The following is a 3582-nucleotide window of genomic DNA, read 5'->3' as shown; positions in this document are numbered from 1 at the left end:
ACAACCAACATCCTTAAAATGCTCCCTGAAAAATCAGGGACGCATAAAAACAAATTTGGCAGGGGTCAGTTTTGGACGCCGATAACCCCTAAAACAGGGTCAATATTGCAGGCCGTTTCACAGGCAGATCGTAGCTTACGTCACTGTCCGAATTTTGGGGAGGCGCTCAGACGAACCTCAAACCGCGGAGTTTTCAGGGGAGCAGGTGACGCCCATTTCGTGTTATAGCTCGTTGCGGGCTTCGGGCATTTGGAGGGCCTAGCTGTTTTCTTAAGGGAGGAAAAAATGAATTTTTTTGGTCTGCTTGCGTTGCCAAGTGCCATCGCCATTGTGATGACCGTTTCAATCTCGGCATCAAACTCGCAATCTGTAGACCGGTCACTTTTGGTTCCCGAGCAATCGGTGAAAAATATTCCACTTGATATAGAGCCCTACGCCAACCCGAACGTTCTGAAATCGCTGGCACCCATCCGGGCAAGATTCGACAATTTGGCAGTGACCGAACCAGCACCGACCATTAACTCGCGAATGACGAGTTTTGCCGCACAAATGGCAAAAACCATCTATGAGCCGGTTCAAGACAAGGCTTTTCTGATGTCTGGCTGGCAGCTAACATCGACCTTGATCGTTGTCGGTGACGACGGTCTCATCGTGATCGACCCTGGCGAAAGCGATGAGGCTTCTGAACGGATCTTGGCAGACTTCAAAGAGTCTACCGGGATCGACATGCCTGTCACGGCAGTTGTTTATAGTCATCGTCATCCAGACCATTCCTTTGGCGCTGCAGGTATGGGCGTCACTCAGGAAGATGTCGACAACGGAAAGGTGCGCATCTTTGCCCATCACCAGTTCATGGAATTCTTGGCGAACGATGCTAGCGTTGTTGGCGAAATCCTGACCCAGAGGACTGCTTATGGTGGTGCGACATATCTTGGTCAGAACGCCGAAGGACTTGTACACGCCGGACTCGGTCCGACATTCGCAGGCGGCAAGATCTCGTTTTTTGCCCCGACGGATCTCGTGACCGATGAACTCAAAGTGGAAGTTTCGGGTATCAAGATGGTGCTGTTCGAGGCCTACGGCGATGCCGAGGACGAAATCGACATATACTTCCCCGATTTGCGCCATGTTCATGGATCAGAAACGACGCAAGGTGAGACATTTCCCAACCTCTACACTTTGCGCGGAACCCGGTACCGCGACCTGGTCAAATGGTACAAGGGCGTAGACAATCTGCTCGAATATGCAAAGCAAAGTGACAGCTTTAGCCACTCACATATGCGTTCCTGGGTCGGCAATGATTTCATAGTGGAAAGAATTCAGAACTATCGTGATGCGATCCAGTATGTTCATGACCAGTCTATTCGTCATATGAACAAGGGTGCCACACGCGAGGAACTTGTCGACCTTATTCAATTGCCGGAAAAACTGCAGAAAGATCCCTGGCTGCAGGAATTCTACGGTAGCGTCGCACATGTGGTTCGCAACGTCTATAACGGCTATCTTGGGTGGTATTCCGGCGATGCAACAGAACTCGCCACGCCGTCATTTGAGCGCAAGGCGAAGCTCTATGTTTCAGCAATGGGAGGTAGAGACGATGTACTAGAACTGGCGCGTCAGGCGATTGAAGCCGAAGATTATGGATGGGCCATGGAAGTCCTAACCCATCTTGTTCGCGCGAATCCCGACGATAAGGATGCGAGAATGCTGAAGTCGGAAGCTATGCGCGCTTGGGGATACGACCAGGCAAACATTTATTACAGGAACTTTGCATTAAGCGGTGCAGCGGAACTGGACGGGAGCCTTGATCAGTCAGGCGCATTTGATTTCGCCAATCCAGTCATCATCCAGCAGTTTGGGATCGGAACAATCCTGGAAAACTTGCGCGTGAAAATAGACGCGTCAAAGGCAGTGGACGCTGATTTCAGGATAGGCTTCAACATCACGGATCGCGACGAGACATACGGCTATCATGTTCGTAACGGAATCGCCGCGTTCTACGAAAATATTCCGGACAACCCCGATCTCGTCCTCAATCTTTCCAGCGACGTCGTCTATGACTTCGTCCTTGGCAGGGGCTCGATCAAGCAAGCATTAGAGGCTGGAAAAGGAACAGCAGAAGGTGATACGGCAAATCTCAACCTTTTCGCTTCGTTCTTCGATGTGTCGAAAACTGACATCAACCTTTCCTCAAGATAATCCTATCTGCTCCCTACTTTGACGTAACAGATGGGGCGAGCAGATCATCGAGGCTGTTGGCAAAAAATGGGCAATCTGCAGCTTCATGACTGCTGATAACAGCATCTGGAATACACAACAGTCTGCGCAAACTCCAATGTCTTACAAGTCCGCAAATCTGCAGTTCTTACTGCAGAGCCGGACCGGCACCTGCGAAAGATCAGGTGACGGCGCAAAACTGAAACAATGCCCGGCATCATATGGCCAACCCGCTCGCTCGGCGCAGCAATCGTGCAAGATTGATCTCTTCAATTCAAATTATTGCCAGCATTTGGCAAAGCAAACTCAGAGTTCCGGAGGTTTCTTTAATTGATGGTTGCATATTTCACTCCCACAAAAACTATCAGGTGTGGATCTTGAGGCAGCGATTTGTCGGGATCTATTTGGCGGTCCGCCAACTGCGTAGAAGACTACGATGGACTGGCCACTGCTGGACAAGACCGTTGGGCCAACTCCAGCAATTAAGGCTACCATGTCATTCAGGAAATAAATCTGAGCAACAGAAAACGAGCCAACCCGGCAAAATTCAAAGTCAGATGAACGCTAACTTCCTGAAATTCGGGACCAACGCAAAGGAATTGGAAATGAAGAAAATGATGCTTATCGCAGTGCTGACAGCGCTCTCTTCTTCTCCGGCTTTTGCAGCTGATGAGAATGCAATGATCGATAAATGCCGCAGTTATGCCGCATCCCATTTGAATGCTGATGCGGGCATGATCGATGTCAGTGTGCAGACGGCCCGAGTCGATGGAACGATCCCGGTTAATGGCGAGGTAGAGGGAACGGGATTGACCTTTCAGTGCTCCTTTAACGCTGCAGGTACGCAAATTGTCCAATGGTGGAACTCTGCGCCTGAAAATTGTCCGGCAGACGTGAGCGAAGCGGACCGCTACCTGTATCCAGCGTGTAACTAAGTATTTGTGAAACGCGCTGCGCAGCCGCCCAGCTTCTCGTTCCGCTAAACACTGAATGAGGACAAAACTGATTGATGGTGCTCCGATACCAGAAAACTGGATCGTTTTTGAATTGAGCGTGATCCGTTATGCTGACCATCGGCAGAGCAGGCCAGCAGATTAGCTATTCCGTGCTGGCAGAATGCTGGGTAGCCGAGCAAAGCGTTATTGAAACCTGCGCATGTACGGATCATGACGATCATTCAATCCAAATCTTTTCTTGTCGAACGACTTGTTCCGGAATGTGGTCAGTTTTCGGCTGAGATGTATGTAAGCGTTGGCAGCCCCCCACGTTGCCCGTCTTGATCCGGGTTGCGACTTGATACGCATCTCAATGTTGGGAGTGCGTTTCGCAATGTGTGCTACAAATTCGTTTCTCAAATCCCTTGGT

General features: G+C 50.1%; 2 protein-coding genes. Both read left to right on the top strand.

Annotated features, from left to right (window positions below):
• The first annotated feature begins 285 nt into the window (after positions 1–285).
• The gene (locus M0H32_RS29365; RefSeq protein WP_248160313.1) at positions 286–2199 is read left to right on the top strand and encodes an alkyl sulfatase dimerization domain-containing protein; all 1914 of its coding nucleotides are present in this window, start codon (positions 286–288) and stop codon (positions 2197–2199) included.
• A gap of 482 nt (positions 2200–2681) precedes the next feature.
• Positions 2682–3152 carry a hypothetical protein gene (locus M0H32_RS29360; RefSeq protein WP_248160312.1) on the top strand — a complete coding sequence of 157 codons (471 nt, stop codon included), beginning with the start codon at positions 2682–2684 and terminating at the stop codon, positions 3150–3152.
• Positions 3153–3582: the final 430 nt, after the last annotated feature.

Source organism: Roseibium sediminicola, assembly GCF_023156505.1.
Lineage (GTDB): Bacteria > Pseudomonadota > Alphaproteobacteria > Rhizobiales > Stappiaceae > Roseibium > Roseibium sediminicola.
The sequence above is the reverse complement of the archived record's forward strand: the minus strand, read 5'-3'. Positions and strand labels throughout refer to the sequence as shown.

What these genes read in the sequence shown, in the direction of transcription:
- M0H32_RS29365 (WP_248160313.1), top strand. Translation starts at nt 286, where the DNA reads ATGAATTTTTTTGGTCTGCTTGCGTTGCCAAGTGCCATCGCCATTGTG.